This window comes from Pseudomonas sp. 18175 (assembly GCF_050432925.1).
Lineage (GTDB): Bacteria > Pseudomonadota > Gammaproteobacteria > Pseudomonadales > Pseudomonadaceae > Aquipseudomonas.
The window spans coordinates 109,500-122,679 of record NZ_JBKFTO010000014.1 but is presented as its reverse complement, the minus strand read 5'-3'; the positions used below and the strand labels follow the sequence as shown (position 1 = coordinate 122,679).

The 13,180-nt window shown below is 60.8% G+C and carries 12 protein-coding genes; 1 reads left to right on the top strand and 11 read right to left on the bottom strand.

The annotated features are described in order from the left end of the window. Positions 1-69: 69 nt before the first annotated feature. The 3 genes from ACLD1Y_RS20125 to ACLD1Y_RS20115 are packed head-to-tail and all read right to left on the bottom strand — an operon-like array spanning position 70 to position 5,263. Positions 70-3,117, bottom strand: coding sequence for an efflux RND transporter permease subunit (locus ACLD1Y_RS20125; protein WP_429479578.1), 3,048 nt, complete (start codon positions 3,115-3,117; stop codon positions 70-72). Continuing rightward, positions 3,114-4,184: an efflux RND transporter periplasmic adaptor subunit gene (locus ACLD1Y_RS20120; protein WP_429479577.1), complete on the bottom strand. Its 1,071-nt coding sequence runs from the start codon at positions 4,182-4,184 to the stop codon at positions 3,114-3,116. The genes ACLD1Y_RS20125 and ACLD1Y_RS20120 overlap by 4 nt, the downstream gene beginning before the upstream one ends. Beyond that, entirely contained in the window at positions 4,181-5,263 is a 1,083-nt protein-coding gene (locus ACLD1Y_RS20115) for an efflux RND transporter periplasmic adaptor subunit (protein WP_429479576.1), read from the bottom strand. Before ACLD1Y_RS20115 ends, ACLD1Y_RS20120 begins: the two co-directional genes overlap by 4 nt. A 121-nt stretch (positions 5,264-5,384) precedes the next feature. Here ACLD1Y_RS20115 and ACLD1Y_RS20110 point away from each other — a divergent pair, with 121 nt between their 5' ends. After that, the gene (locus tag ACLD1Y_RS20110) at positions 5,385-6,545 is read left to right on the top strand and encodes an AAA family ATPase (protein ID WP_429479575.1); all 1,161 of its coding nucleotides are present in this window, start codon (positions 5,385-5,387) and stop codon (positions 6,543-6,545) included. A gap of 116 nt (positions 6,546-6,661) precedes the next feature. Here the strand turns inward: ACLD1Y_RS20110 and ACLD1Y_RS20105 are convergent, their stop codons facing one another. The 8 genes from ACLD1Y_RS20105 to ACLD1Y_RS20070 all read right to left on the bottom strand — a co-directional run bounded on the left by ACLD1Y_RS20105 (position 6,662) and on the right by ACLD1Y_RS20070 (position 12,889). Then, positions 6,662-7,513: a transporter substrate-binding domain-containing protein gene (locus ACLD1Y_RS20105; protein WP_429479574.1), complete on the bottom strand. Its 852-nt coding sequence runs from the start codon at positions 7,511-7,513 to the stop codon at positions 6,662-6,664. Continuing rightward, positions 7,510-8,286: an amino acid ABC transporter ATP-binding protein gene (locus ACLD1Y_RS20100; protein ID WP_429479573.1), complete on the bottom strand. Its 777-nt coding sequence runs from the start codon at positions 8,284-8,286 to the stop codon at positions 7,510-7,512. Before ACLD1Y_RS20100 ends, ACLD1Y_RS20105 begins: the two co-directional genes overlap by 4 nt. Further along, on the bottom strand, positions 8,283-8,942 hold the full coding sequence (locus tag ACLD1Y_RS20095) for an amino acid ABC transporter permease (RefSeq protein WP_426219015.1): 660 nt from the start codon (positions 8,940-8,942) through the stop codon (positions 8,283-8,285). Before ACLD1Y_RS20095 ends, ACLD1Y_RS20100 begins: the two co-directional genes overlap by 4 nt. Further along, complete coding sequence (locus ACLD1Y_RS20090; protein WP_003187615.1) at positions 8,923-9,588, bottom strand: amino acid ABC transporter permease; 666 nt, start codon at positions 9,586-9,588, stop codon at positions 8,923-8,925. The genes ACLD1Y_RS20095 and ACLD1Y_RS20090 overlap by 20 nt, the downstream gene beginning before the upstream one ends. Before the next feature lie 341 nt (positions 9,589-9,929). After that, positions 9,930-10,712, bottom strand: a complete 783-nt coding sequence (locus ACLD1Y_RS20085) for a MetQ/NlpA family ABC transporter substrate-binding protein (RefSeq protein ID WP_429479572.1) — start codon at positions 10,710-10,712, stop codon at positions 9,930-9,932. A 126-nt stretch (positions 10,713-10,838) separates the two neighbouring features. Next, positions 10,839-11,765 (bottom strand): sigma 54-interacting transcriptional regulator, encoded by a 927-nt coding sequence (locus ACLD1Y_RS20080; RefSeq protein ID WP_135307874.1) that lies wholly within the window; start codon positions 11,763-11,765, stop codon positions 10,839-10,841. Positions 11,766-11,815: 50 nt separating this feature from the next. Next, positions 11,816-12,397 carry an alpha/beta hydrolase gene (locus ACLD1Y_RS20075; RefSeq protein ID WP_429479571.1) on the bottom strand — a complete coding sequence of 194 codons (582 nt, stop codon included), beginning with the start codon at positions 12,395-12,397 and terminating at the stop codon, positions 11,816-11,818. Between the two features lie 243 nt (positions 12,398-12,640). Beyond that, positions 12,641-12,889 carry a hypothetical protein gene (locus tag ACLD1Y_RS20070; RefSeq protein WP_429479570.1) on the bottom strand — a complete coding sequence of 83 codons (249 nt, stop codon included), beginning with the start codon at positions 12,887-12,889 and terminating at the stop codon, positions 12,641-12,643. Positions 12,890-13,180: the final 291 nt, after the last annotated feature.

Sequence of the window (13,180 nt, the reverse complement as noted above, 5' to 3'; positions counted from 1 at the left end):
GGAGACTGCTGCGCAGTCAACGGGAGCAAGCTCCCTCGCCACAGCAAGCCCGCTCCCACATTTTTGATCTCACTGAGCCTTAGGTTCACGGATCTTGTACCAAGCCACATACAGCGCCGGCAGGAACAACAGCGTCAGCAAGGTGGCAATAATGATCCCGCCAATCATCGCGTACGCCATCGGCCCCCAGAACACTTCGCGGGCGATGGGGATCATGCCCAGGCTCGCCGCCGCCGCCGTCAGCAGGATGGGTCGGCGCCGGTGTTCGGTGGCTTGCACCACGGCGTCCCACGGTGAATAACCGGCCACCTCGTACTCGTGGATCTGCGTCACCAGGATCACCGAATTGCGAATGATGATGCCGATCAGCGCCAATATGCCCAGGATCGCCACAAAGCCCATGGGCGTGCCCGTGGGAATCAGCGCCAGCACCACGCCGATCAGGCCCAGGGGTGCGACGCTGGCCACCAGGAACATCTTCTGCACGCTGTGCAGCTGGATCATCAGGAACGTGGCCATGAGGAACAGCATCAACGGCACCACACTGGCAATCGGGCCTTGGGCCTTGCCGCTTTCTTCCACAGTGCCACCGGTGGCGACCTTGTAGCCCACCGGCAAACCAGCGTTGAATTTATCGATGGTCGGCGCCAGCTGCTTCACCAAGTCGGTGGGCTGCATCTCATCGCGCACCGAGGCCTTGATGGTGATGGTCGGCTTGCGGTCGCGACGCCACACCAGTGGCTGCTCCAGCTCATACCGCACGGTGGCGAAGGCCAGCAGCGGAATCGAGGTGCCGTTGGGCGTGACGATCTGCAGGTTCTGCAAGGTTTCCGGCGTGCCGCGTTCGGCGTCTTCGGCGCGGCCAACCACATTGATCAGGTAGATATCGTCGTGCACCTGGGTCACCGAGGCGCCGCTGACCACGCTGTTCATCAACTGCGCGACGTCTTCGGACGACAGCCCCAATTGCCGCGCCTTGTCTTGGGCGATGTCCACCCGCAGCACTTTGCCGGGCTCGTTCCAGTCGTAGATGATCTCGCCCAGGTGGGTGTTTTGATCGAGCAAGGTGGCCAGTTCGATAGCGTGCTTGCGCACTTGGTCGATGTCCTTGCCAGACACCCGATACTGGATCGGCCGCCCAACCGGCGGGCCCATTTCCAGCGGCTGCACAAAGCTGCCAATGCCGACGAAGTCATCGCGCAGGCGCTTTTGCAGGCGCTTGATCAACTCGCCGCGCTCTTCCAGGCCTTTGCTGACGATCACCAACTGCGCGTAGTAGGGGTTTTCCAGTTGCTGGTCCAGGGGCAGGTAGAAACGGATCGCGCCCTGGCCGATATAGGTGCTCCAACGGGCGATATCCGGGTCATCCTTGATGATCGCCTCCAGGCGGTCGACGGTCTTGCGCGTCTCGTTGATCGAGGCGTTTTGCGGCAGGTTCAGGTCAACGAGGATTTCCGGGCGGTCGGATGACGGGAAGAACTGGTTCTGCACAAACTGCATGGAAAACACCGACGCCACAAACAGCGCCACGGTGATGCCAATGGCCCACCAACGGTTGCGCATGGCCCACAGCATCCCGCCGTTGAACGCACGGCCAATCCGGCCGGGCTCGGCATCGTGGGGTTTGACCTTGGCGCTGAGGATATGCACGCCAATCACCGGCGCAAACAGCACTGCCACCACCCACGACACCAGCATCGCCACGGCGATGACCGCGAACAAGGTGAAGGTGTATTCGCCCGCCGAGCTGGCGTTGAGGCCAATCGGCACGAAGCCTGCGACCGTCACCAGCGTACCGGTGAGCATCGGGAACGCTGTGGAGGTGTAGGCATAAGTTGCCGCCTGCTCCTTGGTTTCGCCTTTTTCCAGGCGCGTGATCATCATCTCCACGGTGATCATCGCGTCGTCCACCAGCAGGCCGAGGGCGATGATCAACGCGCCCAACGACACGCGCTGCATGGTGATGCCGCTGTATTCCATGAACACAAACACCAGCGCCAGCACCAACGGAATCGAGCACGCCACCACCAGCCCGGCACGCAGGCCGAGGCTGATAAAACTCACCACCAATACGATGATCACCGCCTCGAACAGCGCACTGGTGAAGCCACCCACGGCCTCTTCCACCACTTCGGCCTGGTCGGACACCTTGTGCACGCCCACGCCCACCGGCAGGTCGGCGGTCAGCTCGTCCATACGTTCATGCAGGGCCTTGCCGAAGGCTTGGATATTGCCGCCCTTCTGCATGGCAATCGCCAGGCCAATCGCCGGAGTACCGTTAAAGCGGAACATCGGCCGTGCGGGGTCCACGTAGCCACGGCTGATCTCGGCGATATCCGCCAGGCGATAGAAACGGTCATTGAGCCGCAGGTTGACGTTGGCCAGGTCTTTTTCCGAAGCGAACTGCCCGGATGTGCGCACCGAAATCCGCTCCGGCCCGGCCTCAATCACCCCGGCGGGCGTCACCGCATTCTGCGATTGCAGGCTTTGTACGACCTGGCGTTGGTCAATCCCCAGCGCCGCCAGTTTGCGCGTGGAGAAGTTCAGGTAAATCACTTCGTCCTGCTGGCCGATCATTTCGACCTTGCCCAACCCCGGCACCGAACGGATCTCGGCGCGCACCTGTTCCACGTAGTCGCGCAGCTGGCGCATGCTCAGGCCATCGCCGGTAAAGGCGTACACCGAGCCGAACACGTCACCGAACTCATCGTTGAACGACGGCCCCTGCAAGCCCTGGGGGAAGCTGCCGCGGATGTCGTCAATCTTCTTGTGTACCAGGTACCAGATATGGGGAATGTCCTTGGCACTGGTGGTGTCCTTGAGGAACACGAACACCGTGGACTCGCCTGGCCGGGTGTAGCTTTTCACGTAGTCGAGGGAGTCGAGTTCTTCGAGTTTTTTCTCGATGCGGTCGGTGACCTGCTTGAGGGTTTCTTCCTGGGTCGCACCCGGCCAGCGGGTCTGGATGACCATGGTCTTGATGGTGAACGAGGGGTCTTCTTCGCGGCCCAGGTTCATGTAGGAGAACACGCCCATCAGCAGCGCGACGAACATCAGGTACCAGACGAAGGACTGATGCTTGAGGGCCCAGTCGGATAAGTTGAAGCTCCCTTTCATCGCGGGCTGTCCTCGTCGATTTTGACTTTTTGCCCAGGTTTCAGGCTGTTCACGCCAGCGGTGACGATGCGTTCGCCGGGTTTGACGCCCGCGTTGAGCACCGCGCTGCGGGTATCACGGCTGATCACCGTGACGTCCCGCGGTTGCACGGTCTGGCTTTGGGTGTCGAGCAGCCAGATGCGGGGTTTGCCGTCCACCTCCTGCAAGGCGCTCAGGGGCAGTTCAATGCGCGGTGCGATGGCGGTGCTCAACGTGACGCTGATCGCCGTGCCCAGGCGGAACGCAGGCGGCGTCTCGGCCAGGGTCAGCCGGGCGCGACGGGTGCGCGTGGCGCTTTGGGCCTGGGGCTCGATCTCACGCACGATGGCAGTGGTGTGCACGTTGGGGTCCAGTTGCCCGGCGACCAGGAATACCACGTCCGGCGGCAGGCGCTCGGCAAGGCTGGCGGGCAGGTCGATCACCGCTTCCTTGATATCCGGGCGGGCCAGGGTCACCACTTGCTGACCGGCCGTGACCACCTGGCCGGCCTCGGCATTCCAGGCGGTGACGATGCCGGCGTGGTCGGTGCGCAGTTCGGCGTAGTTGAGCTGGTCCTTGGCTTGGTTGACCGAGGCCTGGGCCTGGTCGAGGGAAGCCTGGGTGGTTTTCAGGTCGGTCTGGGCAATGTCCAACTGGGCTTGGGCGCCGACGCCACGGTTGAACAGTTCCTGCTGGCGACGGGCGTTGGCCTGGGCGTTGATGAATTGCGCCTGCACCCTGGCCAGGTCGCCTTGGGCCGCGCGCAGTTGGTTTTGCTGGTCGGTAGGGTCGAGCACGGCGAGCAAGGCGCCCTTCTCCACTTCGGCCCCTACATCCACAGCGCGGCGGGCGATACGGCCGGGCACACGGAAACCCAGGTTGCTTTCATAGCGGGCTTGGATGGTCCCGGCGAAACGGCCAAGGGTTTCCTGATCCTCGGCCTTCACTTGCATGGACAGCACCGGGCGTATGGGCTCAGGCGGCGCTTCCTCCTTGGAGCAGGCGGCCAGCAACAGGCTGGCGGCGAGTAACACCGTCAGGCGCTTCATGGCTGGGCTCCTTGCTGGGCAATCTCGACCAGCATGCCGGGGTGCAGCAATTGCCCGCCCGCCACCACGACCTTTTCGCCGCCCTTGAGGCCATCGGCAATGATGACTTTACCGGTGAGGTAGCGCGCCACGCTGACCTTGTGCAGTTGCGCCTTGCCGTCGCCGTCGATCAGCCACACGGCAGGATCGTTGATGTCTTTGGTCAACGCCGACCAGGGCAGTTCGATGCTGGGCTTGGCCGGACCATTGGCCGTGGCGCTGACCACCGAGCCCAGCCGCATGCCGTTGGGCAATGCCTCCAGGGCAATCTTGACCTGCACAGTGCCGGTATTGGCCGCCACGGCGGGGGTCACTTCGCGGACCTTGCCCTGGGCCTTGATACTCGGGTTGTCCAACAGGCTGACGGTGATCGGCGCATCGGGCGGCGGCTCCACCAGCAGGGATTCATAGACATTGAACACCGCATCGCGCTCGCCATCCTGGGCCAGGCTGAAAATCGGCACGGTGGCCTGTACCACCTGGCCCACTTCGGCCTGGCGCGCGGTGATCACACCCGGCGCATCGGCGATCAACGCGGTGTAGCCCAGTTGCTCACGGGCATTGGCAAGCTGGGCCTGGGCGGCGGCCAACGCACTTTGGCTGCTGCGCAGAGCGGCCTGGGCGGCGTCGTATTCGCTGCGGCTGGTGTAGCCCTTGGGCAGGAGTTTTTCCTGGCGCACAAACGCGGCGGCGGTTTGTTTGACCCGCGCCTGCTCGGCCACGACCTGGGCCTGGGCGGAGTCGACGTTGGTCTGCAAGTCCTTGGGATCGAGCTTGGCCAGTACTTGCTTGGCGCTCACGCGGTCGCCCACGTCCACCATGCGCTGGATGATCTTGCCACCCACGCGAAAGGACAGGTCGGTTTGCACCCGGGCCTGTATATCCCCGGTAAGCGTGACCGCAGCGGCAAAGTCCGCCGACTGTACCGTCTGCACAAAGACCCGGGAATGCTGCTTGGGCTCAGCCTTTTCCTGGCCACAGCCGCTCAGCAGCGTCAGTAGGCCAAGTCCTAAAATACAGGTGGAAATACGACCGCCCATGCAGGCTCCTTTTGCGTGATGCCGACTTGCCAGTGTGTATGCGACTGTGAGCTTAGTTCAGGGTTCCTTATCTGCATGGAGGCTCCCATAATCCGATGGTTCCCACGCCGATTGAATGCCCATGCTCAAGACCCTCGCGGTGGCCAATTACCGCTCGATCAATAAATTGGTAGTGCCCCTGGACCGCCTCAACCTGGTCACCGGCCCCAATGGCAGCGGTAAATCCAACCTGTACCGCGCCTTGCGCCTGCTGGCGGAAACCGCTCAAGGCGGGGTGATCAACGCGCTGGCCCGTGAGGGCGGGTTGGATTCAACCTTCTGGGCCGGGCCAGAAACCATCACCCGGCGCATGCGCAGCGGCGAGGCGCCGATAGAGCCCACTGTGCGCCACAAGGTCAAACGCCTGCGCCTGGGGTTTGCTGGCGAGGACTTCAGCTACGCGATCTCTCTGGGGCTGCCGGAACTGACCCAATCCTACTTTTCCATGGACCCTGAAATAAAAAAGGAATGCATCTGGGCCGGTCACATCTACCGCCCTTCCAGCCTGCTGGTGCAGCGTTCCGGGCCGATGGTGCGCGCCCGTGACGGACGCAATTGGGACGTTCTGGCCCAGCACACGCCCAATTACCACAGCCTGTTCGATCAGGTCGGCAGCCTGCGTGGCTCGCCGGAAGTGTTGCTGCTGCGCGAGAGCATTCGCGGCTGGCGCTTTTATGATCACTTTCGCAGTGACGGGGAGGCACCCGCGCGCCAACCGCAACTGGGCACGCGCACGCCGGTGCTGCACCACGATGGGCGCGACCTGGCGGCGGCCCTGCAAACCATCCGAGAAATTGGCGATCCCGAGGCCTTGCAACACGCCATCAGCGATGCGTTTCCTGGCGCACGCCTAAGTATCCAGCCGTTGCAGGGCGGACGTTTTGCGATTGAGTTTCATCAGGAAGGTTTGCTGCGTCCGCTGTCGGCGGCGGAATTGTCGGACGGCACCTTACGCTACCTATTGTTGATCGCAGCGCTGCTCACGCCACGGCCGCCAACGATGATGGTGCTGAACGAACCAGAAACCAGCCTGCACCCGGATTTGCTACCGGCGTTGGCGCGTTTGATCATCCAGGCGTCCCAGCAGTGCCAGGTGTGGGTGGTGTCCCATGCCAGCCGGTTGATTGCGGCGTTGCAGCAGGATGCGGGGTGTAATTCGATTGTGTTGGAGAAGGTGCTGGGGGAGACCCAAATCGTTGGGCAAGGGATTTTTGATGCGCCGGCGTGGCATTGGCCGGAGTAAGTGGTGACTGGGCGGGCCTCTTCGCGAGCAAGCCCGCTCCCACATTTTGAACTGTGAATACCTTCAAATGTGGGAGCTGGCTTGCCTGCGATAGCGGTAGAACAGTCAAAGAAGAATCAACCCTGCCACTTACCGCCTTCAACAATCACGCTCTCAGGCTTGGTGTCATCGCTCAGCTCTTTACGCACATATTGGTCGTACAGCTTGAGCAAGAACTTCTCCTCACCCAGCTTGGCCAACTCGGCATTCACCCAGTCACGCAGTTCGGTGTTGCCCTTCTTCACCGCTGGCGCAATCGGCGCTTCGTCGCCTAGTTTCTCTTCCAGCACGCGGTAGCCCGGGTTCTGCTTGGCCCAGCTGAACAGCACCAGGTTGTCCTGGGCATAAGCATCACCACGACCGGCCGACAGCGCTTGCAGCGATTCGGAGTTTTTCTCGAACTTGAGCAGCTTCCAGTCCGGGTGGTTTTTGGTCAGCCAGATATCAGCAGTGGTGCCGGTGGTGACGATGGTGGTGCGGGTGGCCAGGTCATCCAGGTTTTTGACCGCGCTGTCATTCGGCACCAGGGCCTGTACCGCGACTTTCAGGTTGGGGTTGGTAAAGTCCACCGCTTCCTTGCGTTCCGGGGTCACGGTCATGTTCGCCAGGATCAGGTCGACCTTGTCGCTTTGCAAAAACGGAATACGGCTGGCGGGTTCAACGGCGACGAACTCCACTTTGTTCTCATCGCCCAGCAGGTCCTTGGCGAATTGGCGGCCGATGTCGGTATCAAACCCCACATAGCGGCCGGCCTCGTTCACAAAGCCGAACGGCGGTTTGTCGGTGAACACGCCGACGATCAACTTATCGCGGGCCTTGATCTTGTCGAGGTAGCTCGCGGCAGCAACGGGTTTGGCAGGCTCTTCGGCCTTTTTATCGCAGCCGGCCAGTACAGCGACGGCCAGCAGTGGCAGCAGTAACTTTTTCATAGCAGCTCCAGTTCCTTGGTTTTCTTGGGCAGTGTTGACACAAAGGAGAACTTCTCCAGGAACTGCTGCGCGCGTGCGGTTTGCGGGTTCGTAAAGAATTCTTCGGGGGTGTTGTGTTCGAGGATGCGACCGGCCTCCATAAACACCACGCGGTCGGCGACGGCGCGGGCGAAGGCCATTTCGTGGGTGACGATCAGCAGGGTCATGCCATCGCGGGCCAGGCCCTGGATCACTTCGAGCACTTCCTTGACCATTTCCGGGTCGAGGGCAGCGGTGACTTCGTCAAACAACATGACCTGGGGGTTCATGCACAACGAACGCACGATGGCGATACGTTGCTGCTGCCCACCCGAGAGTTGGCGTGGGAAGGCGTCGCGCTTGTCGGCAAGACCCACGCGTTCCAGCAGTTTCTCGGCCTGTTCGCGGGCTTCGCGCGGGTCGCGTTTTTGCACTTTCAGCGGCCCAAGCAGGATGTTGTCGAGCACGCTCATGTGGGGGAACAGGTGGTAGCTCTGGAACACCATGCCAATGTCCTGGCGCACTTGGCGCCAGTCGGTTTTTTTGTCCAACAGCTCGTTGCCGGCAAAGCGCAGGCTGCCGCTGTGGGCCACTTCCAACCCGTTGAGGCAACGCAGCAAGGTGCTTTTACCGCAGCCGCTGGGGCCGAGGATCACCACCACTTCGCCGCTTTGCACCTTCAGGTCGATGCTCTTGAGCACCTGCTGTTCGCCGAAGAATTTGTTGAAACCCTGAAACTCGATCAATGCGCTCATGCTTGGGCCCAGCGCCGTTCCAGCACCTTGGAGGCGGCCGACAACGGGTAGCAGATAAAGAAGAAAAACAGGAACAGCACGCCGTAAATCAACACGGATTCGTAGGTGCGTTCGATGATTTGCTGGCCGACCTTGATCACATCCACCACACCGATCAGCACCGCCAGCGAGCTGGTCTTGATGATGCGTGTGTAGACGTTGATGGTCGGCGGCGTCATGCGCTTGAGCGCCTGTGGCAGCAGCACGTAGCCGTACAGTTGCGGGTCGGACAGGCCAATCGACAAGCCCGCTTCACGCTGGCCACGGGGCAGCGAATGCAATGCCCCGCGTACCACTTCGCCGACTTCACTGGCGCCCCACAGCGACAGCACCAGCACCGCGCACCAGAAACTTGGGATGCTCAGCCCGAAGAAAATCGGCAGACCAAAAAACAGCAGGTACAACCACACCAACACCGGAATCGCCCGGAACAGCTCCAGATACACCCGCAAAACTGAGTTGATCAGCCGGTTGTTCAACGTGCGCAGCACGCCATACAGCACGCCACCGACGGTGCTGAAGGCGATGCTCAAGAATGAAATCGACAGGGTTTGCGCAGCGCCCTTGCCCAGTTGCGGCAACGACACCCACAACAACTCAAGACCCGAACTGGCCATGCTGGAGCCTCCTTTCCAGGCGGCTGAGCAGCAGCGACAGGGGCAAGAACAGCAGCACGCAGATCAGCGTGAGCACGGCGAGCATTTCGTAGGTCTTGTAGTAGAGGGCGATGTAGCTCTTGGTGGTGTAGAGAATCTCCGGCACCGCCACGGCAGAGACCACGGTGGTCTCCTTGAGCAGAAAAATGAAATTAGCGAACAGCGCCGGCAGGCTAAGGATGCCAGCCTGGGGCAGGATTACATGGCGCAGCAGCTGCCAGTCCGACAGGCCAATGGACTTGCCCGACTCGATCTGCGCCAGCGGCACCGCTTCCACCCCGGCGCGCAACACTTCAGTGAGGTAGGCGCCGCCCAGGAAGGTCATGGTGATGATCGCCGCCCAGAACCCGGAGATATTGAAGCCCAAGGCCGGCAGGGCGAAGTAGACGAAAAACAGTTGGATCAGTAGCGGCGTGTTACGCGCCAGCTCCACGTACAACGCCACCAGGCGCGACAGGTAGGGCGTGCGAAACACCAGCAGTGCCGCGTTGATCAGCGCCACCAACAGCGAGGTGGCAATGGCGATCAGGCCCACTTGCAGCGTCACCCCCACGGCTTTTAAAAACGCCGGCAAGGTGCTGAGGATAAAAGCGAAATCGAAGGTCATCGGCAGTCCAAAACGCCGCAGGGGTAAAGCGGCGTGCGCGGTTCGATCCGGCGTGGGTATCGTCGGGTAGCGCGAACTTTAAAGGTATAAAAAAGAAACTTTAAATACCCATATAGCATATCGATATCACGCAAAAACCTAACCGTTCCGAATCTGCGCAAATCCAATGTGGGAGCGGGCTTGCTCGCGAAGGCGGTGTGTCAGTCAGCTCATTCGGGCCTGACACACCGCCTTCGCGAGCAAGCCCGCTCCCACAGTTTTGACCGTATTCCAACCATAAAAAAACGCCGACGCTAAACAAGCCGCCGGCGTTGAAACCTTGAAGGGGGTTTTGGGTTACATCAGAACGCAGGCACAACCGCGCCGCTGTATTTCTTCTCGATGAAAGCTTTAACTTCCGGGCTGGTCAGGGCCTTGGACAGTTTCTGGATCGCGTCGCTGTCCTTGTTGTCCGGACGGGCGACCAGGAAGTTCACGTACGGTGAGTCCGAGCTTTCCAGAATCAGCGCGTCTTTGGCTGGGTTCAGGCCGGCTTCCAGGGCGTAGTTGGTGTTGATCAGGTCCAGGTCAACTTGGTCCAGCACGCGTGGCAGCAGGGCCGATTCCAGCTCTTTGAATTTCAGGTGTTTCGGGTTGCTGGCGATGTCTTTCGGCGTGGCCAGGGCGTTGGTCGGATCTTTCAGGGTGATCACGCCAGCCTTTTGCAGCAGCAACAGGGCACGGCCGCTGTTGGAGCCTTCGTTGGGGATGGCCACGGTGGCGCCGTCTTTCAGGTCTTCAATTTTCTTGATTTTTTTCGAGTAGCCGCCGAACGGTTCAACGTGAACGCCGACCACGGTCACCAGGTTGGTGCCCTTGCCCTTGTTGAAGTTTTCGAGGTACGGCAGGGTCTGGAAGTAGTTGGCGTCCAGGCGCTTTTCAGCCACTTGTACGTTGGGTTGTACGTAGTCAGTGAAGACCTTGATTTCCAGGTCCACGCCTTCTTTGGCCAGGGTTGGCTTGACCAGTTCGAGGATCTCCGCGTGCGGGATCGGGGTGGCGGCAACCACCAGCTTCTCGTTGGCTTGGGCCAGGCTTGCAGTCAGGGCAGCCGCCAGTGCGGTAAACAACAGAACCTTTTTCATGCAGTGTCCTTATCGGAATTCCGGGGCGTCTGTGACGACCGTTTTTATAGAGTGTGCCAGCGAAATGCTATCGCGGCGTGGGAGTGACAATACCTAGATTTTTTATTCCCGAACAATATCTTTTATTCACGTTGATATTCCATTTTGTTCATGCAGGAATTTTCTTAATGTTTCCTGCTCCGCCGGGCTCGCGCTGTTGAAGATTCGCTGCACTTGCTCCAGTGGCGAGCCAGCCACCGGCAGATTCAGGTGCTCGGGCAAAATCTCGTCGCCACTGCTCACCAGCAACGCAAAGTGAATAACGTTTTCCAGCTCGCGGGTATTCCCCGGCCAGCTGTGGTGCTCCAGCACCTGCTGGGCCGCATCGCTGATCAGCGGCACCGGCAGGTCCAGGCGCTGACTGTAGATACCCAGGAAATATTCGGCCAGGGACAGAATGTCGCCAACCCGCTCGCGCAGCGCGGGCAACTCCAGCTGGCCTTCGCTCAGGTAATGAAACAGCCGCTCATGAAACTTGCCCGCCGCCACGGCCTGGGCCAGGTCGATGCTGGTGGCCGCCACCAGGCGCACATCCACTGGGCTTGGCTGGTGGGCCCCAACGCGCGTGACCTCGTGGTTCTCCAGGGCGGAGAGCAACTTGACCTGGATCGGCAGCGGCAAATCGCCAATCTCATCCAGGTACAAGGTGCCGCCATTGGCCGAACCAAACCACCCGGCACGGCTGCTGGCCGCCCCGCTGTGGCTGCCAGCCGCGTAGCCGAACAACTCGGCATCGGCGTAAGTCGGGCTGATGGCACCGCAGTTGACCGACACAAACAAGCCGCCGCGATCACTGCCACGGTGGATGTGGCGCGCCAGCAGTTCTTTACCGCTGCCGGTCTCGCCACGAATCAACACGGGCAAGGCACGGGGAGCGAGGCTTTCGAGGTCTTCGCGCAGCTGGCGCGAACGCGGGTCGACAAACACCAGCGCCTTGGCGCGGATGCTCAGCGGGCTTTTATCGGCGTCGGGGAAGGTCAGCAATGGCTGGCCGTAGGTTTCATGCAGACTCATGGCAGGCTCCCGCCCCAAATCCACTTAAGGGACGGGGCGTTGAAAAATGTTCAGGCAGTGCGCCGGGCGTGATGCTCAAGGCGGCTTTGCAGGCGATAGAGGTAGGCGAAACCCTGTTCCCAGCGCTGGTGGCCGGACTTCACATTGATATGCCCGGCGCCCGACAAAATGCCGGCTTCGGCGCCCCAATTGCGCGCCAACTCCAAGGCCCGAGGGGCGCTGACGGCGGCGTCGTTGTCGGAACTGACCACTTGGCTGGGGAACGGCAACAGGTGGGTCGGGATCGGTGCGAAGTTACGCAAGGCAGGGGAGCACGCAGGTCGTTCCACATCGGCCGGAGCCACCAACAAGGCGCCGCGCACCTGACGCAGAAACTGCACCGGCGCAGTGGCGGCCCAATGCGCCACGGTGATGCAACCCAGGCTGTGGGCAATCAGAATCACCGGCGTGCTGTCCGCCGCGATAGCCTCGGCCAACGCCGCCACCCAGTCTTCGCGACGCGGCGTCAGCCAATCGGCCTGCTCCACACGGGCGCTGTTGGGCAGGCTGTTCTGCCAATGGGTTTGCCAATGATCTTCTGGCGATCCTTGCCAGCCCGGCACGATCAGGTAACGAATCGACTCGCTGTGCATGGGTGTGCCCTCCTGCAGCGTTTAACGTTGCTGACCAGTATAGGGACGAGGGTTATATTCGTTAAGGAATAAGAAGCTATTTATTAATAACCAAAATCTCAAAGCCAATGAAGATCAAAATGTGGGAGGGGGCTTGCTCCCGATAGCGGTCTATCAGCCAATACAACTGTGACTGAACCACCGCTATCGGGAGCAAGCCCCCTCCCACATTGATCGGATTTCACATTGGAATCGCAGCGTTTGTCAGGTCGTGTGATTGGGCTGCTGCATGCAGTCAATGGTGCGATCCACCACCGTCTTGGCCATTTCCAGCAAATGCCCCACCGCATGGATTTTCGCGCGGTCGTGGGGTTGCAGGTGCTCACAACAGTCCCACACCGTGGCCGAGGCGCTGTGGATCAGGTGAGCGATATAAAGTTGGGCGTCTTCGAAACTGAGGTTTTCGTTGGCGACGAGGCAGTCGAGAGGAGGATCGGGAAGTGCTTTGGTCATGGTGTAACTCCTATTGGGCAAGGGAGCGACCACTAACGCTGCTAAACGATAGGTGGCAGCTGTACGCGGGTTAGCAGACTGGCCAATAGGAACACCAGCGCACCCGAAGGTGCCCCACGCACAGCCGCCATAAACGCGGTTGTGAACCGTGTGCCTATTGAACTCAGGCTGCTAAACCCGATCGCTGAAAACCAGCGACGGGCCGAAGACTAGCCATCCATTCCAACAGCCACAAGGCGGCGGGGATTGTCTCGGAAACGTCCTGCAATTTAAAGGGACGTGACTTGCTGG